This window comes from Acinetobacter sp. P8-3-8, assembly GCF_000214135.1.
Taxonomy (GTDB): domain Bacteria; phylum Pseudomonadota; class Gammaproteobacteria; order Pseudomonadales; family Moraxellaceae; genus Acinetobacter.
This window is the reverse complement of record NZ_AFIE01000029.1, coordinates 1-22,775: the sequence shown is the minus strand read 5'-3', so window position 1 is coordinate 22,775 and position 22,775 is coordinate 1. Positions and strand designations below refer to the sequence as shown.

Below are 22,775 nucleotides of genomic sequence, written 5' to 3'. Positions count from 1 at the left end.
AATCTTTTTGCCCTTTAAACTAGATGAGCGGTCAATTTAGCGATTGCGTATAAATCACACATCTGTATAGAATGAAACAATAAGGACATTGACGTAATACAAAACACAACTTGTATTGCTATTAGCGATAATAATGTGAGTTAAACTATCTTGCATATTAAAAGAATAAAGCAGGGATGGAGGAAGGATATGAATTCCATTATCCAAATGGACAATGAATCACACCAATCTTTTACGAGTTTTGGTTTTTTCGACCTATATAACAAACACAGTTTTAAACAACCTCCTCGGACGACTTGGATTGATGGTTGGAAAATTGAGTATATGGCAATTGCGGATCCACGAACGATTCACAATACTCCGATTGTGATTGTTGGAGGCGCATTTCAAAATTTTAACTCTTATAAGTATTGTGTTGAACAATTCTTTGAAAGCGGCCCTGTTATTCTAATTGATTTGCCATCGATGGGTGCCAATCAACAAATCACTAATGTAGATACAGGTCGATCAGCAGGGACATTAGAGCTACCTGACCTCTCTTGTATGTTAGGCGAATGGTTGGATATCGTTGGTATTGCTAAAGTCGATGTGGTGGGGATCTCATTGGGTTCAGTGATTGCTTCGTTCTTTGCCCATCAACGTCCTGAACTTGTCGAAAAAATGATTCTCATGGGCGTCATGCAAGAAACTCGCAAGAGTTGGCGTATGCTTTTAGAAGAATCATTGATGCTTATGAAAGAACAGCGTATGGATGAGTTTGGTCAAGCTGTGATTCTTTATTTAGTCAATCATGCCAAGCTTGATAAAACTCGGATGTCACCGACAGCGAAAAGATTGTTTTTCAAACAAATGGCTGAGTTTTCGAATACAGAACAAGAACGCTATGAAATTAATTGCAATCGCTTATTACGCTTAAATCACGTACCTGTACCACAAATGGATACGCTCGTTGCATGTGGTCAATACGACAGTTTTACATTGCCACATGAAAATGCGCACTTTGCTTTACAGTGTCCTGATATGCAATTTGCAATGATTGCCAATGCCGATCATGTGCCACAGTTACAACGCCGTAAAGAGACCATGACTTTATTTACCACGTATTTAAAAGGTGAGTCTATTCATGGACTAGATGGCATTATCAACCTAACTCGTGAAGAGATGCAGAAATTAGAACGTCGTGGTGAAGCACGTATTCAAGTGTTGCAATCACAACGTCAACTGACCCATCGCCATTCAGATCACATTGTGAATGTTGAAATTGTAGATTTAAACTATTTTGGTTTATGGATGAAGTTGGGCAATCAAGCTGACTTAACTTTTGTAGATGATCATCCACGTGATTTAGCTTTAAATCTGAGTGATGATGAAGGTGAGTTTGCAATTGAATGCTTGATTTTTGAAACGTCAGAACAAGGTGTACGTGCATTATTTAAGCATGGTAGCTTTGAAAATGCAGATCGTTTATTACGTTTTGTTGCACGTCAAACTCAAGAGCAACAAGTCGAAGCTATCGTTTAATTTCATAAATGTTAAATGTAGAGATTTAAAAAACCAGTCAATCGACTGGTTTTTTCTTTCCGAGTATCTCATTCGCCTTACAACTGAGCATCAATCATCCAAACCAAATCACCTAAATGTTCTTCAGGATTTAAATCTGTAGTATCTTGATGAAAATAGAGGCTTGGTTGAATCACTTTGACATTGCCAAAACCTGCATTTTGCATAAATGTTCTCACTTCTTCAGGTGTAACAAAGTGAAAGCTGAAAGCACTACGTGACATTACTTTTAATAATTTACTACTATTCCAAATGACCTTTGCCAGTTTATTTTTCACAGGTTCAGGGTATAAATCAGTCAAATAATGCAAGGTTTTAAAGTCTTTTCCATAATGTGCAATGGATTGAATTAATTGTTGTAAAAGATCTTTATTAAAATAGTTAATGAGTCCCTCACTGATCACTACTAAAGGGCGATTAGGATCGAATACCTCAAATGCTTTTTGAAAATCAGCGGTAAATAAATCTACAGAGAGTACATCTGGACTTTGTGCATCAATTTGTTTAAGTGCAGTTTGTTTGGTTTTTGCCATATCAGGCAAATCAAGTTCACGGTAATCAATGGTTGGATAATGCTGCCTAAACCACCAGCCACGAGGGGATAGCCCTGCAGCAATTTCTAAAACTTGTAAATCTGGAGATTGTTCAATGAGTTGTTTAAGACGTTCATCCAACATGGTGTGACGTTCTTTAAGTGTGGTACGCATACTGCCGCCCACATATTTTTCACCCCAACTTTCAATTGGATGGGCAATCATGGCTAAAGTTTTGCCTTTAGAGGTTGCAAGTAAAGGGTGAGAAATCCCCATTTGATACCAAATATAGCCTGTGTAATGGGCTGTAAATGAAATATGGCGATGTTTGGAAAGCTGTTGTTCTGGTAAATCTGACATAGTTATCCTTAACTTTTGTTTTTCTAATTTTGATTACAATTCATAATGAACATCCAAAAAGGAACACCGAAGTGTTCCTGTTCTTTTTAAAGGGAATTTTTAAAATCTTCAATGACTTTTCTGACAGATTGCCATTCATTTCCTAAATCGAGCTGTTCACCGATCTGAATGTTTGGAATTTTACCACGCATACGTTCTAAACGTTCTTGGTTGGGGAGTGGTAAGTTTTCAATACCAGTCAATGCGATGCATGCAGATTCACGGTCATTACATACCAAGCCCATATCGCAACCTGCATCTAAAGCAGCACGGATACGTGCGTCAGCAAGACCTGCAACGCAAGCCGCTTGCATACTCAAATCGTCTGAGAACAGAACACCCTCATATTTTAATTCTTGACGCAATATTTTTTGAATCCAATACGGTGAAAAACCAGCTGGATTTGGATCAACTTTTTCATAAATCACATGTGCTGGCATCAGGGCATTGAGTTGAGGTTGCAACTGAATAAAGCTTTGCATGTCATTGTCGTGGATTTCTTGATATTCACGTGTATCAATGGCTGCGGCGATATGTGAGTCAGCTTTTACTGAGCCATGACCTGGGAAATGTTTCCCTGTGGTTGCCATACCCGCACGTTGCATACCTTTCATAAATGCACTTGCGAGAGGCACGATATCTTGTACATTTTTTGCAAATGCACGATCACCAATGACATCGCTAATCGCATTTATATCCAAAACAGGAGCAAAGCTAAAGTCAATTCCTACAGCAAGTACTTCGATAGCCATTAACCAGCCACATTTTTCTGCTAAATCTAAGGCTTTTTCAGGTTGGGTTAAGTAAAGTTCACCAAAATGCCCCATAGCGGGAAGAAGCGTGAAACCTGTTCTGAGCCTTTGTACACGTCCACCTTCTTGATCTACAGCGATCAAAATATCTGGGCGGACTTGGCGCATATGATCCGTTAAAGCACGTACTTGAGCGGGTGATTCTATATTTCTTGCAAATAAAATCATGCCACCGACTTGCGGAGCTTGTAATAGTTCAATATCTTCTTGAGTAAGTTTTGTGCCTGCAATATCAAGCATCAATGCGCCGATCATAGGAAACCATGGTTGTATTTATAGAAACTTAGAAACAATACCTGATTTCTGCAATGATTTGCTACATTTAGTCTGCACAGATTATGATAAAACTACACAACATAAACAGATAAAGTCGTTTAAGATCTTGAAACTGTTGAGTTCAGATTGAAAAACGATATAGAAATTGGAAAACCCAAGGAAATATTAAGAATTTATGAAACTTCAAACTCTCGCTTGCGCTATAGCACTGGCAACTGGTGGTTTATTTTTTTCACATACCATCAATCAGGCAATGGCTGAAACCAATGCTACAAATGTTTCTCAGTCAATTCATCCTACGCAAGAGCAGGCTTTGGTTACACGACAGCTCGCTACGTTGATTGATCGTCAACATTATTTAAATATGCGATTAGATGTCAATACATCAAATCGTATTTTAGATATGTATATCGACAGTCTTGATCCTGAGCACACGTTATTCTTGGCTTCGGAAGTTGAAAACTATAAGAAAAAATATGGACCGACTTTAGGTGCTGCATTAAAAGCAGGTAATTTGTCTGCACCGTATGAAATTCATGCGCAGTATCGTGCACGTCTAAAAGAATTTTATGAATTTGAATTGGCTGAACTCAAGAAAACACAAAACTTACATCAGCCAAATCAATTTATCGACACAGATCGTGAAAAAGCAGCTTTCTTTGGAAGCAAAGCAGAGCTAGAAAATTACTGGCGTAAAATGCTGGTTTCACAGTTGATTAACTTGACCATTGCCAAACAAGAAGACCAGGCTAAACAAAAAGCCTTAAAGGATGACCCTTCTTTAGCAAATGGACAAGATCTCGCATCGTCTGAGGACCTAACCCCAGTTCAAACACTGACTAAGCGATATACCCGCCAGTTAGAGCGTATTGGACGTACTAAAAGCGATGATGTGTTAGAGCGCATTTTAAATGCGATGACATTGACCTATGATCCGCACAGTAACTATTTCCCACCTGTTGATGCGATGGAGTTGAATCGTCAAACCACATTGCAATTGGAAGGGATTGGCGTTTCTATTCGACCTGAACGTGGAAATGAAGATTACACCAAAATTGAAACCATTGTAGACGGTGGTCCTGCAAGTAAGACAGGGCAGGTGAAATCGGGTGATCGCATCATTGGTGTTGCCCAAGATGGCGATAAAATGGTGGATGTAATTGGTTGGCCAAGTTCTGAAATTGTTGGTTTAATTCGTGGTAAACGTGGCACAAAAGTCTCAGTTAAACTTTTAGCCGCTGGCGCTTCAATGAATCAAGCTAGAGTGGTGACCATTACCCGTGATGTGATTCAAGAAGAAGATGCAGGTGTACGCTCACGTACGGTGGATGTGACACGTAATGGCGTGAAGCATAAATTCGGTGTGTTAGAGATTCCATCATTTTATTTAAATTATCGTGCGCGTCGAGCAGGAACTGAATATCGTTCAGTTGCAGAAGATACCAATAATGCTTTGAAATCACTCGCTTCACAAAAAGTAGAAGGTATTATTATTGATTTGCGTAATAATCCAGGTGGTTCTTTAGAAGAAGTTGCCAAGATGATTGGGCAAGTGATTAAAGAAGGACCTGTGGTTCAAATCCGTGATGGCAATGGTAATGTCAGCGTGTTTGAAGATACCGATGGTGGCGCTCAGACCTATGCAGGACCATTGGCCGTGCTTGTCAATTTAGCGTCTGCATCTGCGAGTGAAATTTATTCTGCTGCATTGCAAGATTATGATCGTGCAATTGTGTTGGGAAGTACAACAACTGGTAAGGGGACTGCTCAAGTACAATTAGACAGCTTAGCCTATGGTCAAGCAACGCTGACGCAACGTAAATTCTATCGAGTTACAGGTGGTAGTACGCAAAATAAAGGCGTAATTCCAGACATTAAACTGGTCGATATTTATGATGAAGAGTTTGGTGAACGTAAAGCTAAAAATGCCTTGAAATGGGATACCATTCCAACAGCACCATTCAAGCGTGAAGGTTCAATTCAGCCTTATGTGACAAAGCTTGATGAAAAATCAAAAGTACGCGTGGCTGCTGATCCTCAATTTCAATATTTAGAAACTCGTAAAGCCATTGCACAACAAGCCAAAGATCAGAAACAAGTGTCTTTAGATATTGATCAGCGTAAAGCTGAATTAATTGCGCTTGAGGCGAAAACTTTAGCTGCTGAGAATAAACGCCGTACTGAAACAGGTTTGAAACCGTATTCGAACTGGGAAAGTTATCAGGCAAGTTTAGATGCTTTAGCTGAATCACGCGCGAAAATGAAAGCAAATCAACGTCCTGCATTGGCCGAAGAAGAAACTTTTGTGAATGAAGCTGCCAATGTTTTACTCGATATGGCAAGTTTGAAAAGCAAATAATTAAACATATTGTTTAGATAAATTAAAAAGCATATTTGATATATGCTTTTTTTATCTATTCAAATAAAAATAACTTGACGTTCAATAGGATAGTGATATTTTAAGGAGAACTAAAGATATTTAAAAAAGGTGAACCTGATCGCAGTTATGCGGCGTAATTATAGGGGCTTCTTATAACAAAAATAGATTTATTACGGGAAGAAAAATTTTATGAGTTATATGAGTTATGACACTAGTCTCGTAATAGGCTCTGTATGCATTGCAGTGATCATTTGTTACGTTGCTATTTCATTGGAACAGCTCATATTTAAACAAAAAACTGCACGTATCAAAAAATTGATGTTATGTGTCTGTGGAATGACGTTCGGTTTCGCAATTTGGGCGATGCATTTTATCGGAATGCTTGCATGTCATTTGCCAGAAGGCTATTCATTTGATCTTAGCTTGACCATTATTTCTTATATTATTGCTGCTATTGCTTCTACTTTTGCCGTTTGGTTAACCACACGTGACACTTTACCTATTCTGCGTTTGATTTTAGGCGCTATGTTAATGGGCTTGGGCGTTTCTGGTATGCACTACGTGGGGATGATGGGATTAAGTGTTCCTGATCAAATGATTTATTATAATATTCCATTGGTGGTGTTTTCTGTTCTGATCGCAATTAGTGGTTCTGGTCTGTCGTTTTGGCTTGCATTTAAATATAAAAATACTTTTCATCATAGGACTTTATATAAAGTTGCTGTTTCATTCATGATCGCTTTTACTATCGTGGGCATGCATTATACAGGGATGGCTTCTGCGACGTTTTATCCAATAGGCGATGTTATTCATGCGACGCAACATGTGCAAGAGCGACAGGACATTCTGTTGTTTGCCATCATTTTTGTCACCAGTTTGGTTTTAGTTTCTGCATTCTGTGTTGCGATTTTAGAAAAAAGATTAGAAGAACGAAATTTACAACTAGTTCAGGCCAATAAAGAGCTTGAAAGCTTGGCATTGCAAGACAATTTAACCAAGTTACCCAATCGTTTATTTTTAGTTGAATATACTGACGCTTTATTCTTAGAAAGTAACGAAAGAAAATCTAGAACAGCTTTAATTTATATCGACTTAGATCGTTTTAAGTCGGTGAATGATGCCTTTGGACATCATGTTGGTGATGAATTATTGGTGAAATTAGCACAACGCCTATATCCATTATTAGGACAAGGGCAAAAGCTGATTCGAATCGGTGGTGATGAATTTATTCTGATTGCAGAAAGGGTGAACAAAGCTCAAGCTGAACAAATAGCCAGTTTGGTGCTACAAAAAATCCAAGATGGTTTTCAGATTTCAGGCAAAGAAATCAATATTTCTGCAAGTATCGGCATCGTTTTTTTCCCTGATAATGGAAAGAGTTTGCAAGATCTATTGATCAATGCCGATTCAGCGATGATGCAATCTAAAGAGCAAGGTCGAAATACCTTTAGTATTTATAGTAATTCTTCTGATCAACAACTTCTAAGTCGTAGCCAATCTAAGTTGATTAATGATCTTTATAAAGCAGTTGAAGATCAACAGTTTATACTGTTTTATCAGCCTAAGTTTACTGCAGACTATCAGATTTGTGGTGTTGAAGCACTGATTCGATGGAAGCATCCGTCGCTAGGATTACTTGCACCAAGTATGTTTATTGAGGGTGCTGAGCAAACAGGCTTAATCATTCGAATGGGTTATTGGGCATTAGAGCAAGCGTGTATGCAAATGCGCGAGTGGGAAGAAAAACAATATGCTTTTGGTCCAATCGCAGTTAACCTTTCAGCCGTACAATTTGAACATAAGCATTTGATTGAATCTTTGGAAAAGCTGATTAGAAAATATAATGTTAAAAGTGGTAATTTAATTATTGAAATTACCGAATCCACCGCTATGCATCATATTTCAAGTAGTATTCAAACATTTGAAAAACTAAGAAATTTAGGCATTAAATTAGCGATTGATGATTTTGGAACAGGACATTCGAGCTTTTTATATTTAAAAGATTTACCGGTAGATGAATTGAAAATAGATCGTGAATTTATTCGTAATTTAAGTGTGGGCTCAAAAGAAGAAATTATATTAGAGAGCATTATTCAGTTGGCTATCCGTTTGGGATTGGTGGTTACAGCTGAAGGTGTAGAAACAGAGCAACAAGCTGAAATTTTAAAGCGTTTAGGTTGCCAACAACTACAAGGCTATTTGCTCGGTATGCCTTTACCTGTCGATCGTTTGGAATCGTGTTATCCAGTTTTTGCTTGATTTAAACTATTTTACGAAATTTGAAGTTGCTCATTGATTTTATGATCAATTAATTGTTATTTTTTAACCACAATAAACAACTTGAGTAATATCATTTTGATATGTTCTTAATGTTGCTTAGTCTCAAAAAACTTTTGAACAGCAAAACAAGGTATAGACCAATGTAAATATTCGGCATTGTAGTTAAAAAACTACTTTCAAGATTACCGTGTAGCATGACGTAATTCTGCTACAATATCGCCAATTTTATATTTGGGTCTTTTTTGATCCTTAAAACTGCGTATTCGCAGTAGGTATTTTGCATGAGCTTTCAAAATGAATTAGCGACTCAAGTCGCTCAGCGACGTACGTTCGCCATCATTTCCCACCCAAATATTTGATATCTATTCAAGCCCATTCAACCTATTTCAAATATAATAATAAAAGCATTGTAAGTGCTGTAAAAATATAAAAATATTGATATTCTTTATCTGTTATATTTTTCAACCCCATTCAATAGATTTCAAGTCTAGTCAGTATGTTTGTGTACATATGTGTGTACACATTTTCTAGAATTTTCTATTTGAAAAAAATATGTACACAGGTGGAGTAAAATGCCTCTAACAGATACGTGGCTTAAGAAGAATTTGGATCGTGAACGTTCGGCAATACATACGGAGCCTGATCAAGATGGTCTAAGTGTTCGTGTATCGCAAAAAGGAAAGCTCACTTTTCAGATGCGTTTTCGATACAACGATAAACAAGCTCGTTTAGACTTAGGAACATATCCAAATATGAGTCTTAAAGAGGCTCGTACTGAATTGCAAAAAATGAAAGCAATATTAGAAAAAGGACATGACCCACGTATTCACAAAAAGGTAGAGCTTCACAAGATCACAGAGGCTATTACATTTGAAGCTTTATTTAGAGAGTGGCACACTAAATATAGTATTCCTAATAAAAAGAATGCAGAACAATATCTGAGGTCATTTGAACTATATGTTTTTCCTAAATTAGGAAGCATTCCTGCTGAGCAAATTACGTTGCACATGTGGCTGGATTTGCTGGAAGAGCAATTTAAACAGTCACCATCAATAACCGATCGCATCCTAACTAATACAAAGCAGTGTTTGGATTGGGGGATTAATCGAAAATTAATTGAGCAAAATCCCATAAGACATATCACTGGAAAGCGTGACTTGAATATTAAGAAAAATAAAACTGTTCGAGTATTACAAGATGATGAGTTGTCTTTAATTTTTAAAATTTGTGATGAGTCTAGAACATCATTAAGGAATGTTTTATTTCTCAAGTTATGTTTGTTTTATGGTAATCGATATAGTGAGTTGAGGCTTGCACGGAAATCAGATTTTGATTTAAGTAAAAATACATGGACAGTACCGTATGAAAATCATAAGACAGGAGAAAGTAAAGGGGACATTGTTCGACCTATTATTGATGAGATCAAACCGTGGCTTCAGTCTGCAATGGATTTGAGTAATTCTGAATACATTTTCCCACATGAAAATGGCAAAGAGCCAATGGGGCGTAGTGGGCCAACAGATACCCCTTATAACTTCATGCAATTTGCAAGGAAGAATTATAAAATTGAAATGGATCATTGGTCTATGCATGATTTACGGCGTACAGCAAGGACAAATTTCAGTGCGTTTACAAGTAGGGATGTTGCGGAACTGATGGTTGGTCATGTGATGCCTGGGGAACAGGGGACATATGACTATTATGATTATCAAAAAGAGATGTCGAAGGCTTATAAAAAATGGTGGAAAAAGTTAAGTAATCTGTCTAGCTAGACAGATTACTCATTTGGTTGTTATTGAAATATTTGATTAGCCATTCGTTAAACATTTCTTCATCCCAAAGGCTAGTAGAGCCAGCGCATTTCTTAATAGGTTGAGGCATTGGTTGCTCGAACATTTTTTGATTAGGTTGTTGGTAACGCCATAAAGTCGATGCAGAGCAATTTTTGAGTTTGTGGCGAATTTCTTTAGATGTTAAGTAGCCCATATCTTTGATCCTTTTGTGATTATCGCAATTAGATAAAAGAACTAATTTTTTAACCTTAAATATTGGCTGGAAATCAACCTATAATGTTAAAACTATTAGATCAGTTCATTGATGGGGTAACTATAAAATTTAGAAAATAGTAAAAGTAGATTGGTGCTAGCTTTTAAAAATATATTAGTATTATGCTATACAATTATCTGTATTTTAATAAATTATGATTGATAAAAAAATATCAAGCTTAGAGCAGCTTGAGCAAAATATATGGTTAAACTTTTGTTACTACTATCAGTGTGAATTGGATAATGAATTAATAGAAACGGAGAATCAATCATATATTGATCAAAAAGAAAAAATCATAAAAAGAATGCAGCAAAATGATTTTCCATTGAGTGAGCAGTCAGCTTTTCATTTAGAAATGATGGGGGATGTGGTTTCAATCCCTTTCAAGCCATTCCAGATTGCACAGCTTTTAATGCAGATAAATACATTAAGACTTGAGGTGAATAACTTGCCTGCCAAAATTTTCCAAAGGCAATATTCAGATATTTTAATTGCTTATGTGCAAATGCTCGGTGGAGTGGAGTTTATTCAGAACCGTACACTTGCCAAAAGTGCAAAGGCAATCATTGCAGTCAAAGCTCGTTACGACAAGCATTTATATCCAAGACGGGAAATTTTATATCGCATTTTAAGAGAGCAGGTGGCGCGTCGTGGCAAATGGGATAATTTGAATCAAGCAGTTAATTTTGTGCTTAATGATCTAGTCAAAGCTTTTGAGGCTTACGATATTGAATGGCTTCAGTCTGAATTTGTGCTTAAGCAAAAAATGCTCAGTGAATTAGAGCAGGAGAGTAAGCAGTTGTATGCTAAAGCTCAGTCAGATGGCGTGCGAAGAAAGCCAGCATCAATTGGGAAAAAATTAGAAAAATTACAGCTCGAACTTAACAATCTTAATCAGATACTGAAAGCAAAATATCCTTCTAAAGAGATGGAAAAGTTTGGGTATAAGATGCCTTACAGTGGTGGATACATTGCTGAAACCATCATTCATGAGCTCCGAACTCAGCCTGATATATTGAAAGAAATCTTGTTCTAAAAGTTTGTTTTAAGCTGTACCTGTAAAATATATCTAATGAAAATTTGGCTGAATTATATGAATCACAAGCCTTACAAAGATTGGTTAATAAGCTAATAATTTTGGTACTATGATATACAAATTTGATCTCTAAAAATAGTTTAAATGCAGGTATAGTAATGTCTTTAGTTTATTTCAGTGACAAAATAATTAAAAATATTTTTCACAACCTTGGTATCGACCTGAATCGCAGCGGTTTTCTGAAACACAGGGATGAGTTGAATCTGGGAATTTTATTGGAATTGATACTGTTTATAAGATCACTAGATAAGATGAAGGGACATTATTTTTTAATCACATGGAATAAGTTCTATTTTCCGGTTTCTGCTTATAAGTTTTATCCTTTTAAATTTCTTAGTAATGATCTTGGTCTGAAGAATACCCGTAGGATGCATATTGATAATGCGGAATATAAAGTCAATTTATTTGAGTCGACATCACGGGTGGAGCTGTATTACGAGGTTCTCGATTTACATATTAAAAATGAGAAATTAGTGAGGTTGCATGAACAATTACGTCCCACTCTGAATGAAAGGAGCAAGCCTACACAATTTAACGTTTTGCCTGCGAATTTCTTCCCTGATGTGTTTAGTGACATGAGTGTCGAAAATATTGCTTATATGGATGAATTTATTGAAAAGTTCAGAAACCATGAGGAATTTATAAAGCGAAAAAATGAAGAAAATAAGGCTGTCAAAAAATTTCATGAATATTGCCAATATTTTAATAATGTGATGAATCTGAGTGCTAGAAGTTTTATTTTTACCATTGAGTTTCTGATGCATGGACAGCAAAAATTATACGATGATAGCTTCATTAATCTAAAAAAAGACTTTATGAACGCAATGAGGGGCTACAGGCAACTTGCTCAGATTTCAGGGTATTTGGGGTTCTGGGATTTAGCAGAAGACAATAAATTATGCTTCAGAATGATGTTTATTGTGCCTGATATTGGCATTGAAGCAGAAGAATGGATTGAAGATATCTGCTATTACTGGGAAAACGTTTATTTCGATAAAATTAGAGAAGAAAAAAAATATCAATTTACAGGCACAGATGCGATAAGATTTGAAGCGGTTGAGCTGCCTGTTGCATGGTCACATAAAAAACTTATCTCCCATTTTTTAGCAGTCGGCAAGAATAATCAGAATATGAAAAGGCTGATTTGTGAACATGCTGTTGCTTACATCGTGCTATCTGAATTTTTTTACTGCCCATTCGAGCTTCAGCTATACCTGAAATCCATTAAGATGATTTCTGAGGAACAGTCTGAAGTGGATCAAGTGTTACGTCTTGAGGGAAAAAGAATGTACAGGGTGTTCAGAGGAAGCCTGCCTAAAAAATAAAAATTAGTGTAACTTTAGCCTAAGCAAAATCCGATAGATTGGCGATTAGCGTTATGTAGATGAACGAACTTATCGAAACTACAGGATAGAGCACTTAGCAGGTGATATATATTATTAACTATAAGTAATATATAAATAATATCTTATCTAGTTGAGTGAGTACTGTGAGACACTTAGCACAGTATAGCCTATACTCAAATGGGCTATAGACTATGTATCAATAACACAGTGTTAAAATATTCAGAACTAACCTATAGTATGTTCCAAAGTCTATGAGCATATTCAGCTAAGCAGGATGATCACAACATCCTGCTTTAGAATCAAGATCAGTAAAAAAATATATTCCTCACTTACATATGAACCTTATGTTTCAGTGAGAACCTAAATGTACCAGAATATTCAATATGATCAGCTTTACCATGAAGCAGAAGTATTGGCAGCAGTAGACCATTTCATTCAAGAAGTTTGCTTAGGTAGTTATGATTTATATCATCAAAACCTGATGATAGACCTACAAAAATTAGTTCAGTCATTTAAGCCAATCTACAATGCTGATTTTTTCTATTGCAATACAGTACTGATATTCATTGATGTTGTGAACATCGTTGATTACACACTCAGCCTAATGCATCAGGCAAATTATGAATCTATTGAGTATTTTGATGAGATGACTGTCTGGCATATTCTGACCTACATCAAGTCATTATCAGGCTGTGTAAAACAGCAACTGATCGAATATCAACAACGTGAATTGAAGAATCAACAAAGCCTTTTTGATTATGCATCCACACTCATTCATCATTATGCGAGAACGTTAGTTGTTCGGGTGGATTTGTCTATAAAGAAAGAATATCAAGCCTTATACAACATTCAGGCATTTAACCAAGCCTTAGAGGTCTTACTTCGGCGTATCGCAGATCAGGATACTTGCTTTAGTGGTTTACATGGTTATGCATGGGCATTAGAGCATGGGGTAAGCAAAGGCTACCATTGTCATCTCCTGCTTATGTACGATGGAAATATACATCAAGAAGGTTTTATGATGGGGCAGTGGGTCGGTGAGTGCTGGAAGCAGATTACTCATGGATATGGTTATATTTTTAACTGTAACCATCCCGACTATATGGCGATCTATGAAGCGATGGGGACATTAGGGATTGGTATGATTCATCGTCATGATGAAAATAAACTTAATAATTTTCTGAATTACGTTGTCCCTTATCTGGTGAATGCTGAAAAAGAGCAACAACATCCAAGGGTCAAGGATACGTCAAATATGCGTAGTTTTGGTAAAGGTGTGATCGATTCGAAAAACCGAAGAGGTTTATAAATATTGAATTTTTAATAGAGAACACATCTAATGTATTGTGTTCTCTATATTGTGTAATCTAGATACTAATGAGCGACGCAATATGACGTTTAGGATTGATGAAGATTGATTTTTGGACAGATAAAACTATATTTTTATTGTAAATTATTGGTTTAAATTTACTATATTTTTAATAAAAATTTATGAACTTAAATCATCCACTTTTAGAAATTATTCCGAGTTTAGAGAATTTAAAGTTACATCCTGACTTGGCTATAAATGATATTGAAGATAATCTGATTAAAGCTATGGCTAATGAGATGGTTTTGAATTATCAGGAAGTATTGTCGGTATATGCCGATATAGATGAGAACATAATTCTTCAGTTTGATAAAAATACAACGTTAGCTTTTTTAACCTCAGTTATTCGAATGGAACGTTTTGTAGAAGGTACGCTTTCTCATACTATTCGCTCAGGCCTAGTTTTAAAAGCAATAGAGCATCTGTCTATTTTAGCTGAGGCTCATCATAAGGTCATGCTCAATGATCTTTTGCAAATTCAAGATTTAGATAATACAAAAATTAGACTGAATGTCATGTTTGGTGGAAATTGGAACCCGATTGAAGTATTTAAAAATGGGAATATTGACGAAATTCTTAAAGGGCACTATTGGAATTATAATTCCAAGAAATCTTATAGAGAAGGCCAGTTCACTATTGGGCTCATCAGAATAAAACCAAATGAAGACTTATGGCTATTGGTTCATGTCGGAAGAGTGACTAAGGATCTTAATAAATTTAATGATGTTGGATATGAGTTTGAGGCTTTGGAACAATACCGTAAGTTCTTTGGTCGCTTAGTTGTGAAATATAAAAATTCATCTCAAACCTTAATTCGTTGGGCAAATACAATTATTGATGAATGCGAAGTACATCAACTTCTTCCCGATATTTTTGACAATGATATTTTCCCAGGATATGAAAATGTAAATATATCATGGCAGGAGTTAACACGAGTTATTGAAAAAGAATCATGGAAAACAGCTTTGCAAAATCAAAAAGCAGTATATTTGATTACGGATACATCTAATGGGAAACAATATGTTGGATCTGCATATGCTGAAAATATGTTGTTAAATCGATGGCAGAATTATGTGAAAAGTCGACATGGTGGGAATGTTCAGCTTAAACAACTTTCGAAAGAGCATATTGAAAACCATTTTAGATATTCAATTCTCGATATTTTTAAATCGACAACGGATGACAAAGTCATATTGAGTAGAGAAAGTTGGTGGAAAGATACTTTAATGACAAGAAAGTTTGGCTATAACTCGAATTAAACCAGCTTTGAATATTTATTCTTAGATGGGATAGAAAAGCTCGGCAACCGCCGAGCTTTTCTATGTACATGGATTTAAACATCATTAAAAAGACAAATTCACATTACCTTGATCAGTTATTAATTCAGCTTCAAGGACTTGATCACCACGGCATTTCAGCAAATAGGATACTGTTGAACTATAGCTCATTTGCACAGGCATCTTGCTATGGAAATCTGCGGTGTAATAACCACAACGACCACGATTAATACTCATGCCTTGTAAAACAAAAGGTTGATCGTTGGTGGACTGAATTTCTAGAATATATTCAATCGCTCCTTGTACATTAAAAGCAGATTGAGACTCACGACTGGTAATTTGAGCACGAACAGATAATGCAGGCTGTTCCATTTCCATGGGAATATGATTGCTATATTCAGCGTTGTTGGGATCGAGGTCAGACTCCATCATAGATTTGAGTGCTTCAGGATATTTATTCCAACTCTCAAGAAATGATTGAGCTTGCTTAACTGCCGCAGGCAGATACTCGGTATCATTCTCCACAATCTGAGTTAAAGCTTGTACTTTGGCTTCAACCTCGTCCTTGCTATATGGAGCATATTTGGATTGCTCTATCTGAACAGGTGAGCTGGATGTTTGATCCGTTGTAGTCTTCTGAGTTGGCTGATTGTTCTGATTACATGCAATGAGTAAAGTTGATATTGCTAAAGTGGAAAATATTTTTTTCATAGTTTGGCTCTCACTCACTTAGAACGCATAGTCAGAAAACCGACCAACCATAGAATCAAAATTCCACCAATGATTTTCCCTACTGTTGGAAACATCACCGCAGGCCAAACCAAACCTTGCCCAATATTGTAGGCAAAGGACTTGTAGTTATACTGTCCCCAAAAGTGTTGATAGACCGCAAAGAAGAAACCAATCACCAAATAGACACTAATCAAACCTGTTTTGATATTCGAATTCACTTACTTTCCTCCAGTGGCAAATTTTGCTAATGCAATAAAAATTCCCATCACGATCATGAAGCCAATGAAGGGCAAGCCTAAAAAGAAAATCACTGCAACAATGCAGATGATGCCTGCGAGTGTTCTCATGGCTACTCCTTCATGCATTGATAGGAAATATTGACCAGATCCATTTGGAAGGATTCAGTTTGTTGCAAGGTGTAGAGATTGCTTTTGAGATCATCCTCACCGTATTTATCTTCAAGTCGATCATAAATACATGAGCAAGTACTACCATCGATCCCACCTGTTTTACATCCACTGATAAATTGGCGTTCAGCTTTACTGGCACAACCAGTTGTCATCAGTGCAAGTGAGATGAGTACAAGTGAAGTTTGAATTTTCATCATTTCCCCGAGTTATTATTGTGTTATTTGAAGTGTTATCAATTTTGCTGAATTTACTAAACGGTAGGTGAGATAAAGCTTTCTAAGGCTGAATCGCTTTTAGATCAGTTCAATAAGCAAAAGTTTATGAGTGCTGTTAGGGCAACACGGGGATAGAAAATCGTTTTAGGGAAAACAATAAAGATAGAAAAAAATGAGTCATGGTGACTACTCCTTTTGTATGAAAGGGAGTCTTACCAAATTACTGTCAAATAATGGTGGCAAGACTGGACGGGTTGACAGACTGATACAAAAGGAAATCAGCGCACGCAAGCGTGCCCCTCCCAGTCTCACCATAAAGGCGTGACTTAAGAGTACGCACAAAACCAGAACAGCGTTGTTGTGCGCCTTTTGTAAACGGTCTGTCAAAACCGACTGACGATGTAGGTCAGCAATTGAATGATAAAATTAAGGGTGAGTTTAGTCAATCAAGCTGAGTTGAAAAAATAAATAGAATCAAAGATAGAAGATAAGATTTGTTGCAATTGCATTTATTGGTCATTATTAAATCTAATCTAAAATGAAGTTTCTTGTATGGCAGTCGTCGTAAAGGCTTACGACCCCTGAATACGCAGTATTCTGATGAGGGCTAGCATAGGTGCTTCCTATGTGTCTGCCATACAAGCCTCAAAGCTCACTTTTAATATCATTCATTCGGTGGAAAAACTTTTCCACCGTTACTCGCAGGGGCAATCATAGATTTTACCCATTCCTGAGATAAAAATGTTGGCTTATCCTGAGTTTGAGTTGATTGCCCAGCTTTTGGATTTATTTGTTGCTTGGGTTTTGTGTATGACAACATTATTTGTAGTGCAACTTCTTCGTCTACGATTCCTTTAGCAACTTTGTCTAATTTTCCTGTACGAGTTGCATGTCGTATTTGATGTGCTGTAAATCCATACTTATTACAAAATTCGCCAATTTTAATCTGAGTCATAATTCTAAAATCATTTGTGATGTTTTAATTTATCTTACTGATTTTAGGGTGTAAATAAAAGTTAAAGAAAATCTAATTCCAAATAATTTCAAATACATAACATCCTAATGAGAATCATGAAGCTCATTTGAGAATACATGAAAATATGAAGATTAAGCCTGCCATCAAGCAGGCTTTTTTATGCCCAAAATTAAGGAGTCAAGTCATGCACTTGAGCTGTCCCTTTTGCCATTCAACGAATGTGATGTTGGTTGAAGCAAGTACACAACAATCCAATACAGCCTTATCCAGTCTGGTCACACCAACCACATTAGGCGCATTGGGAAGCACAGTCGCAAAGACTTTCAATCTGCCACCCATTGTTGGTGGAATCGCAGGAACGTTTTTGGGAGGTATGTTGGGCAGTGTATTGAATTCATTCACTGAACCAAGCGCACCGCCACAACAGAATTTGTGCTTTTGCCACAACTGCTACCAAAAGTTTCCAACACATCTTCTGCACTAAAGATCGATCCATATCAATACAGAATCAAATTTCATTTTCAAATTAAAAGGAATACAACCATGGCACATCAACTTGAACAAATGGCCTATGTCGGAGAAACCCCTTGGCATGGACTCGGCAATCAACTCACGCAAAACCAACCGATTGAAGTCTGGGCACAACAGGCAGGCATGGACTGGCGCATTGAATCCTCCAATGTCAGTTATATGGCACAAAATGAACGAGGGCAAAGCATCATCATGCCTTATGAAGAACAACGAGTTCTGTATCGCTCTGATACCCATGCACCACTTTCGGTGGTTAGTCAACGCTTTCAGGAAGTACAACCGAGAGAGATTTTAGAATTTTATCGTGATCTGACTGAGCAATCAGGCTTTGAGCTTGAAACAGCAGGCGTGCTCAAAGGTGGAAAGAAATTCTGGGCATTGGCACGTACAGGACAAACCTCGATGTTAAAGGGTAAAGATGTCAGTAATGGTTATATGCTTTTGGCAACTGCTTGTGATGGAACATTGGCAACCACAGCACAATTCACTTCGATCCGTGTGGTGTGTAACAACACTTTAGCCATTGCCTTAAAAGGACAAAACAGTAGTGCAGGCGTGATTAAAGTGCCACACAGCACTAAGTTTGATGCAGATAAGGTCAAACAGCAATTGGGCATTTCAATCCGCGCATGGGATGAACACATGTATGAGATGAAACAACTTAGTCAACGTAAAGTCACCCAGTATGAAGCAGCTGCTTATTTCGATGCTGTGTTTAATAACACCAGTATGAGCATTGCTGATCAAGAGGACAACATTATTCAGTTCTATCGAGATATTGCTACTCAAGCCAATGGCAAGGAAAAATCTGAACCGAATGCCAAATCAATGAGTAAAGCCATGGAGATGTTTAATGGACAAGGACGAGGTGCAAGCCTCTCTTCAGCCAAAGATACTGCCTATGGATTATTGTGCTCGATCACGGAATTTATAGATCACGAACGTCGTGCCATGAGCACTGACCATCGACTTGATTCAGCTTGGTTTGGTGCAGGTGCAACGATGAAACAACGTGGGCTCGAACAAGCCTTAAGTATGCTCTCATAAGCGTGGAAAGATATACTTTTTCTCATGGAAAGATAGCCTAAGCAACTGTCTTTTAAATCAAATTTTTGTTTTAAAAATCATCAAGCCACATCTTCGGATGTGGTTTTTTTATGCCCGAAATTTGTTCCTTTGATCAAAACGACTTCTTAACGCTCAATCCAAACCGTCATAAAACCCTCAATTAAAAAATCAGGAATTCACCATGAATACAGTAATATTAAACCCATCCATGCAACAGGCGAGTACCCCATTTATTGCCCCAAAATTGTTTACCGCCAAACGCTTAGTCAATACCAAAAACATGACTCAGGCAGAATGGCTTGAAGTACGTCGTCAAGGTATCGGTAGTAGTGATTGTGCCGCAGCCTGTGGACTCAATCCCTATATGTCGATGCTCGAACTGTGGATGATCAAAACAGGACGAGTCAAACAATCCATTGAAGATGAAAGCACAGGTCATGCACCACTCTATTGGGGCAAACAACTTGAACCTTTAGTCGCTGAATACTACAGCATGCATACCAATAACAAAGTCCGTCGCATCAATGCAGTCCTACAACATCCCGAAGCCGATAAACATTTTATGTTGGCAAATTTGGATTACTCCGTGGTAGGCAGTGATGAAGTCCAGATTCTAGAATGCAAAACCGCAGGTGAACATGGTGCCAAACTATGGCGAGATGGTGTGCCTTTATATGTACTCTGCCAAGTTCAACATCAACTGGCAGTGACAGGAAAGCAGGCAGCGCATATTTGTGTACTGATCTGTGGACATGAAACTCGTATCTATAAAGTCACACGCAGTGAAACCGTGATCAAACACATTATCAATTCAGAACGTTACTTTTGGGAATGTGTAGAAAAAGATACGCCACCTGATGTCGATGCCAGTGAGTCGGCAGCCAAAGCCATCCAACAACTTTATCCACAACATGTGCCACTCACAGTGGAAGACCTCAGCCAAAACGAACAAGCCAATCGATTGTTTACTCAACTGATTAAAGAAAAACATCACATTGAAATCCATCAAAACAACTTTGATGAAACCAAACATCACATTCAAATGTTGATGAAGGATGCAGAGCGAGCCACTTTTGCCACGGGTTCAGTGACATGGAAACGATCCAAAGACTCCATTGCTTTAGACAGTAAGGCAGTATTGAAAATGCATCCAGAACTGATCAATGAATTTCCACAAAACAAGGCAGGTACACGGCGTTTTCAAATCTATAGCGATGATGACTAATCCTATCTAAACCAAGCATCTATATCACTAACTATATATGCATGAAATATCCATTTTTCCCAAAAGCGCAAAAAACCACCCCCGATCTACCGACTCCCGAAGGAGCGGTAGACCAACAATGGCGGTTTTTGCGAAGTCGTAGCTTTTTCATATTTCTGTTTACTTACATAACAAGGGGTAAGCAGTAAAATTTTACTTATAGGACAAACAACATGATTAAAGGTTTAGCGGTTACACCGCCAATACTCGGCAGAATTAGCATTGGTAAAGTGGTTGAAAAGAACGGCAAACGCATCCCCGAAAAGGATGACCAATTCACCATTACCAGTCAAATTCAAGGCAAAGAGGGCTGGGTCAAACATCCACTCGATGAACAGCTCAGAGCCAAAGCACCGAATCAAAACCAAAAACTCAGAACTATTCCTGTGCGGATGATCTTTAACGACCCTGAACTTAATCTACGTGCAGAGTACAGTTTATTTGACCGACAAACAGGACGCCCGATTTGTGTAGGGAATGGGGAAACTTGCCAGCGACTGACCAATCAAGGCATTGAACAACATTCATGTCCATCCCCTGACTTATGTCCATTGGCACAAGGCGGCAACTGCAAGCCTTATGGACGTTTACACGTCAACCTAGATGAGTCGGATGAACTGGGAACTTTCATTTTTAGAACCACGGGCTTTAATAGCATTCGCACCTTGGCAGCACGATTGAGTTATTACCATGCTGCATCCAATGGCTTACTTTCGTGTCTGCCACTGCAATTGACACTGAGAGGAAAATCGACAACTCAAAGCTATCGAACCCCTGTGTATTACGTGGATTTAACACTACGTGATGGTGTAAATCTTCAACAAGCCATTCAGATGGCAAAAGACATTGATCAGCAAAGTAAACAGAGTGGATTCAATCAGAATGCATTAGATCAAATAGCACGACAAGGTTATGGTAATGCGAGATTTGAAGTGAATTCAGAGGAGGGATTAGATTTGGTGGAGGAGTTTTATACGGATGAGGTCGTTGAGTCTGAACAAACTCAGCCTGAGTCGAAAACTAAGACAAAGCCTAAATTTAATCAAGGGGATGGATTCGTGCAAGATATTCAGAAGGGATTGCAGGGGAGTGTGAGGGCAGTTAATTAGGTGAATTTGCCTTATATTAAAAATATAAGGCTTTTTCGGAATCTTAAAAACCAAATATTTTAGCTTGGTGAATTAAAATACTAACCATCCCTATAGAGTAAATGGGAACAAAGATAAAGAAAATTAAAAAAGGTAACTGTCAGATCAAGTTTAAGCTAGTACAGCCAGATTAAGTTGGAGCTAATACAACTTAGGTTTAAATAGGTAATTTCTAATTTTTTTAATCAAATAGTTTGTAATTTTCAAGCTATTTATATAATAAATTTCATCATCTACATTGGGTTTGTTTAAATGCAAAATCTCTTCCACAAAATCAATTTCAGATTTATTGAACCTAAACTCACCACGTAGTAAACAAGGAACTTGTTGTATTTCTTCAAGTAAAAGTAAGCACATTTCTAATTGAGTATGATTTAAACTTACTTGGGGGTTGAGCTCTGTCAAGTAGCGAACCACCCATATATCGTATGTCCAACAAGTTATATTTTCTAGAAGTTCTTTTTTATCTTCTTCATCTGCTTGAGTTTCAATAATTTCTTGAAATACATTCAAGCGTTCAGGAGAGTCATCACCTTCAAGGTAAAAGTCATTACCACTCTTATCTTCAAAATAACTAATACTATCTTCTAGAATGATTTTTAATAGTTCAAACTCTTTATTTGAAATTTCCATCATTTTTTCCAAAATTGCCAAGGTTTTTTATCGGCACTTGGTTTAATCGTGTCAGCATAAAGTCCCTCCTTTGCAAAAAGACCATCTTCAAAGTCTGGATATTCTAATCTTGCACGTTTCAAGATTTTTAATAAAAAATCGTCCATATAAGGTTTTTTATTTGGATAAAATTTTCCTAAAGGAGTTGTCATAATTACATGGTTTAAAATAGGATTTTCTAAGCCTTTTTCTGTTCTTAACCTTAAGATTGTATGTATTTCAAAGGGCAAATATGAGAATGTAAAATCTGAGATATCAAAAAATTTTGTTGCTGTATCAAATTTTGATTGATGAGTGTGTCTATCACATAAGCATAGTAATAAATGTTCTAATAATATAATATTTTCTGTATCCCAATTTTCAATTAATTGATTGAATAATGGTT

General features: G+C 37.1%; 22 protein-coding genes and 1 pseudogene. 13 read left to right on the top strand and 10 right to left on the bottom strand.

What is annotated here, in order from left to right; genetic code table 11:
* Window positions 1–189: 189 nt before the first annotated feature.
* Window positions 190–1,521 carry an alpha/beta fold hydrolase gene (locus GGG_RS0112240; protein WP_010115273.1) on the top strand — a complete coding sequence of 444 codons (1,332 nt, stop codon included), beginning with the start codon at window positions 190–192 and terminating at the stop codon, window positions 1,519–1,521.
* A gap of 77 nt (window positions 1,522–1,598) precedes the next feature.
* Here GGG_RS0112240 and GGG_RS0112235 read toward each other — a convergent pair whose 3' ends face one another.
* Window positions 1,599–2,453 carry a class I SAM-dependent methyltransferase gene (locus tag GGG_RS0112235; protein ID WP_010115272.1) on the bottom strand — a complete coding sequence of 285 codons (855 nt, stop codon included), beginning with the start codon at window positions 2,451–2,453 and terminating at the stop codon, window positions 1,599–1,601.
* A gap of 86 nt (window positions 2,454–2,539) precedes the next feature.
* The gene (gene nagZ / locus GGG_RS0112230; RefSeq protein ID WP_010115270.1) at window positions 2,540–3,559 is read right to left on the bottom strand and encodes a beta-N-acetylhexosaminidase; all 1,020 of its coding nucleotides are present in this window, start codon (window positions 3,557–3,559) and stop codon (window positions 2,540–2,542) included.
* Between the two features lie 196 nt (window positions 3,560–3,755).
* Between nagZ and GGG_RS0112225 the strand changes: the two genes are divergently transcribed.
* The 3 genes from GGG_RS0112225 to GGG_RS0112215 all read left to right on the top strand — a co-directional run bounded on the left by GGG_RS0112225 (window position 3,756) and on the right by GGG_RS0112215 (window position 10,012).
* Window positions 3,756–5,939 (top strand): carboxy terminal-processing peptidase, encoded by a 2,184-nt coding sequence (locus tag GGG_RS0112225; RefSeq protein ID WP_010115269.1) that lies wholly within the window; start codon window positions 3,756–3,758, stop codon window positions 5,937–5,939.
* Between the two features lie 210 nt (window positions 5,940–6,149).
* Window positions 6,150–8,219, top strand: a complete 2,070-nt coding sequence (locus GGG_RS0112220) for an EAL domain-containing protein (RefSeq protein ID WP_010115268.1) — start codon at window positions 6,150–6,152, stop codon at window positions 8,217–8,219.
* A 593-nt stretch (window positions 8,220–8,812) separates the two neighbouring features.
* Window positions 8,813–10,012 (top strand): integrase arm-type DNA-binding domain-containing protein, encoded by a 1,200-nt coding sequence (locus GGG_RS0112215; RefSeq protein ID WP_010115267.1) that lies wholly within the window; start codon window positions 8,813–8,815, stop codon window positions 10,010–10,012.
* Here GGG_RS0112215 and GGG_RS0112210 read toward each other — a convergent pair.
* Entirely contained in the window at window positions 10,005–10,226 is a 222-nt protein-coding gene (locus GGG_RS0112210) for a hypothetical protein (RefSeq protein WP_010115266.1), read from the bottom strand. The two genes, GGG_RS0112215 and GGG_RS0112210, sit on opposite strands and share 8 nt — an antisense overlap.
* A gap of 214 nt (window positions 10,227–10,440) precedes the next feature.
* On the opposite strand from GGG_RS0112210, the gene GGG_RS0112205 reads away from it, so the two are divergent.
* From GGG_RS0112205 to GGG_RS19755, 5 genes and pseudogenes are all read left to right on the top strand, one after another.
* On the top strand, window positions 10,441–11,322 hold the full coding sequence (locus tag GGG_RS0112205; RefSeq protein WP_010115265.1) for a hypothetical protein: 882 nt from the start codon (window positions 10,441–10,443) through the stop codon (window positions 11,320–11,322).
* 158 nt (window positions 11,323–11,480) lie between these two features.
* On the top strand, window positions 11,481–12,707 hold the full coding sequence (locus tag GGG_RS0112200) for a hypothetical protein (protein ID WP_010115264.1): 1,227 nt from the start codon (window positions 11,481–11,483) through the stop codon (window positions 12,705–12,707).
* 385 nt (window positions 12,708–13,092) lie between these two features.
* Window positions 13,093–14,037: an inovirus-type Gp2 protein gene (locus GGG_RS0112195; RefSeq protein ID WP_010115262.1), complete on the top strand. Its 945-nt coding sequence runs from the start codon at window positions 13,093–13,095 to the stop codon at window positions 14,035–14,037.
* Window positions 14,038–14,219: 182 nt separating this feature from the next.
* Window positions 14,220–14,522, top strand: a pseudogene (locus GGG_RS21575) (DUF6508 domain-containing protein); the annotation flags it as partial.
* A gap of 30 nt (window positions 14,523–14,552) precedes the next feature.
* Complete coding sequence (locus tag GGG_RS19755) at window positions 14,553–15,356, top strand: GIY-YIG nuclease family protein (protein WP_032811740.1); 804 nt, start codon at window positions 14,553–14,555, stop codon at window positions 15,354–15,356.
* Window positions 15,357–15,440: 84 nt separating this feature from the next.
* Here GGG_RS19755 and GGG_RS0112185 read toward each other — a convergent pair whose 3' ends face one another.
* The 5 genes from GGG_RS0112185 to GGG_RS0112160 form a co-directional block, all read right to left on the bottom strand.
* Window positions 15,441–16,085, bottom strand: a complete 645-nt coding sequence (locus GGG_RS0112185; protein WP_010115259.1) for a hypothetical protein — start codon at window positions 16,083–16,085, stop codon at window positions 15,441–15,443.
* Window positions 16,086–16,099: 14 nt separating this feature from the next.
* Window positions 16,100–16,324, bottom strand: coding sequence for a hypothetical protein (locus tag GGG_RS0112180; protein WP_010115258.1), 225 nt, complete (start codon window positions 16,322–16,324; stop codon window positions 16,100–16,102).
* Window positions 16,325–16,453 carry a hypothetical protein gene (locus tag GGG_RS21540; RefSeq protein ID WP_264650126.1) on the bottom strand — a complete coding sequence of 43 codons (129 nt, stop codon included), beginning with the start codon at window positions 16,451–16,453 and terminating at the stop codon, window positions 16,325–16,327. It lies immediately after the preceding gene.
* A 2-nt stretch (window positions 16,454–16,455) separates the two neighbouring features.
* Window positions 16,456–16,710 carry a hypothetical protein gene (locus GGG_RS0112170; protein WP_010115257.1) on the bottom strand — a complete coding sequence of 85 codons (255 nt, stop codon included), beginning with the start codon at window positions 16,708–16,710 and terminating at the stop codon, window positions 16,456–16,458.
* Window positions 16,711–17,395: 685 nt separating this feature from the next.
* A complete protein-coding gene (locus GGG_RS0112160; protein ID WP_010115256.1) occupies window positions 17,396–17,686 on the bottom strand; it encodes a hypothetical protein in 291 nt (96 codons plus the stop codon).
* Between the two features lie 205 nt (window positions 17,687–17,891).
* Between GGG_RS0112160 and GGG_RS20690 the strand changes: the two genes are divergently transcribed.
* From GGG_RS20690 to GGG_RS0112140, 4 genes are all read left to right on the top strand, one after another.
* A complete protein-coding gene (locus GGG_RS20690; protein WP_081399945.1) occupies window positions 17,892–18,191 on the top strand; it encodes a hypothetical protein in 300 nt (99 codons plus the stop codon).
* 59 nt (window positions 18,192–18,250) lie between these two features.
* A complete protein-coding gene (locus GGG_RS0112150; protein WP_010115254.1) occupies window positions 18,251–19,285 on the top strand; it encodes a DUF932 domain-containing protein in 1,035 nt (344 codons plus the stop codon).
* A 202-nt stretch (window positions 19,286–19,487) separates the two neighbouring features.
* A complete protein-coding gene (locus tag GGG_RS0112145) occupies window positions 19,488–20,531 on the top strand; it encodes a YqaJ viral recombinase family protein (protein WP_010115252.1) in 1,044 nt (347 codons plus the stop codon).
* 212 nt (window positions 20,532–20,743) lie between these two features.
* A complete protein-coding gene (locus GGG_RS0112140) occupies window positions 20,744–21,679 on the top strand; it encodes a hypothetical protein (RefSeq protein ID WP_010115251.1) in 936 nt (311 codons plus the stop codon).
* Window positions 21,680–21,859: 180 nt separating this feature from the next.
* Here the strand turns inward: GGG_RS0112140 and GGG_RS0112135 are convergent, their stop codons facing one another.
* Both GGG_RS0112135 and GGG_RS21040 read right to left on the bottom strand, forming a co-directional pair.
* Window positions 21,860–22,351, bottom strand: coding sequence for a hypothetical protein (locus GGG_RS0112135; protein WP_010115249.1), 492 nt, complete (start codon window positions 22,349–22,351; stop codon window positions 21,860–21,862).
* Window positions 22,351–22,775: hypothetical protein (locus GGG_RS21040; protein ID WP_010115248.1), on the bottom strand; the 425-nt coding region annotated here is incomplete at its 5' end. The genes GGG_RS21040 and GGG_RS0112135, both read right to left, overlap by 1 nt.

Excerpts from the sequence above, each read along its gene's own strand:
- GGG_RS0112240 (WP_010115273.1), top strand. The coding sequence starts at position 190 with ATGAATTCCATTATCCAAATGGACAATGAATCACACCAATCTTTTACG.
- GGG_RS0112235 (WP_010115272.1), bottom strand. The coding sequence starts at position 2,453 with ATGTCAGATTTACCAGAACAACAGCTTTCCAAACATCGCCATATTTCA.
- nagZ (WP_010115270.1), bottom strand. The coding sequence starts at position 3,559 with ATGATCGGCGCATTGATGCTTGATATTGCAGGCACAAAACTTACTCAA.
- GGG_RS0112225 (WP_010115269.1), top strand. The coding sequence starts at position 3,756 with ATGAAACTTCAAACTCTCGCTTGCGCTATAGCACTGGCAACTGGTGGT.
- GGG_RS0112220 (WP_010115268.1), top strand. The coding sequence starts at position 6,150 with ATGAGTTATATGAGTTATGACACTAGTCTCGTAATAGGCTCTGTATGC.
- GGG_RS0112215 (WP_010115267.1), top strand. The coding sequence starts at position 8,813 with ATGCCTCTAACAGATACGTGGCTTAAGAAGAATTTGGATCGTGAACGT.
- GGG_RS0112210 (WP_010115266.1), bottom strand. The coding sequence starts at position 10,226 with ATGGGCTACTTAACATCTAAAGAAATTCGCCACAAACTCAAAAATTGC.
- GGG_RS0112205 (WP_010115265.1), top strand. The coding sequence starts at position 10,441 with ATGATTGATAAAAAAATATCAAGCTTAGAGCAGCTTGAGCAAAATATA.
- GGG_RS0112200 (WP_010115264.1), top strand. The coding sequence starts at position 11,481 with ATGTCTTTAGTTTATTTCAGTGACAAAATAATTAAAAATATTTTTCAC.
- GGG_RS0112195 (WP_010115262.1), top strand. The coding sequence starts at position 13,093 with ATGTACCAGAATATTCAATATGATCAGCTTTACCATGAAGCAGAAGTA.
- GGG_RS19755 (WP_032811740.1), top strand. The coding sequence starts at position 14,553 with ATGCTCAATGATCTTTTGCAAATTCAAGATTTAGATAATACAAAAATT.
- GGG_RS0112185 (WP_010115259.1), bottom strand. The coding sequence starts at position 16,085 with ATGAAAAAAATATTTTCCACTTTAGCAATATCAACTTTACTCATTGCA.
- GGG_RS21540 (WP_264650126.1), bottom strand. The coding sequence starts at position 16,453 with ATGAGAACACTCGCAGGCATCATCTGCATTGTTGCAGTGATTTTCTTT.
- GGG_RS0112170 (WP_010115257.1), bottom strand. The coding sequence starts at position 16,710 with ATGAAAATTCAAACTTCACTTGTACTCATCTCACTTGCACTGATGACA.
- GGG_RS0112160 (WP_010115256.1), bottom strand. The coding sequence starts at position 17,686 with ATGACTCAGATTAAAATTGGCGAATTTTGTAATAAGTATGGATTTACA.
- GGG_RS20690 (WP_081399945.1), top strand. The coding sequence starts at position 17,892 with ATGCACTTGAGCTGTCCCTTTTGCCATTCAACGAATGTGATGTTGGTT.
- GGG_RS0112150 (WP_010115254.1), top strand. The coding sequence starts at position 18,251 with ATGGCACATCAACTTGAACAAATGGCCTATGTCGGAGAAACCCCTTGG.
- GGG_RS0112145 (WP_010115252.1), top strand. The coding sequence starts at position 19,488 with ATGAATACAGTAATATTAAACCCATCCATGCAACAGGCGAGTACCCCA.
- GGG_RS0112140 (WP_010115251.1), top strand. The coding sequence starts at position 20,744 with ATGATTAAAGGTTTAGCGGTTACACCGCCAATACTCGGCAGAATTAGC.
- GGG_RS0112135 (WP_010115249.1), bottom strand. The coding sequence starts at position 22,351 with ATGGAAATTTCAAATAAAGAGTTTGAACTATTAAAAATCATTCTAGAA.